At 68.7% G+C, this 716-nt stretch carries 1 pseudogene; it reads left to right on the plus strand.

The features are described from left to right. Positions 1-716: pseudogene (locus IE109_RS32850) on the plus strand (IS5 family transposase); the annotation flags it as partial.

Genomic DNA, 716 nt, shown 5'->3' on the forward strand with positions numbered 1-716 from the left:
TGCCGGATGAGTTGTGGGAGCTGTTTCAGCGGGTGGTGCCGGAGGCGCCGTCGCGGCCTCAGGGCGGTGGCCGGCGTCGGCACGGCGACCGCGAAGTTCTGGCCGCAATCGTCTTCGTGGTGACCTCTGGCTGCACGTGGCAACAGTTGCCGACCGCCTCGTTCGGGCCGTCCGGCGCGACGGCTCACCGACGTTTCACCGAGTGGACGAAGGCCCGGGTGTGGGCCAAACTCCACCGCCTGGTCCTCGACGAACTCGGATCCCGCGGCGAGCTGGACTGGTCCAGGTGCGCGATCGACTCGGTCAACATGCGGGCCTTGAAAAGGGGGAGCTGACAGGCCCGAATCCTGTAGACCGGGGCAAGTACGGGTCAAAGATCCACTTGATCACGGAGCGGACCGGCCTGCCCCTGTCCATCGGGATCTCGGGCGCCAACCTGCACGACAGCCAGGCGCTGATCCCGCTGGTGAAGGGGATACCGCCGATCCGCTCCCGGCGCGGACGACGGCGGCGCAGACCGGGAAAGCCCCACGCCGACAAGGGGTACGACTACGACCACCTGCGGCGATGGTTACGCGGGCGCGGGATCAGGCACCGCATCGCCCGCAAGGGCATCGAGTCCTCGACTCGTCTGGGCCGCCACCGCTGGACCATAGAACGCACGATGTCCTGGCTCGCCGGATGCCGGCGCCTGCACCGCCGCTACGAGCGCAAGG

The sequence above is a fragment of the Streptomyces lavendofoliae genome (genome assembly GCF_014649735.1).
Lineage (GTDB): Bacteria > Actinomycetota > Actinomycetes > Streptomycetales > Streptomycetaceae > Streptomyces > Streptomyces lavendofoliae.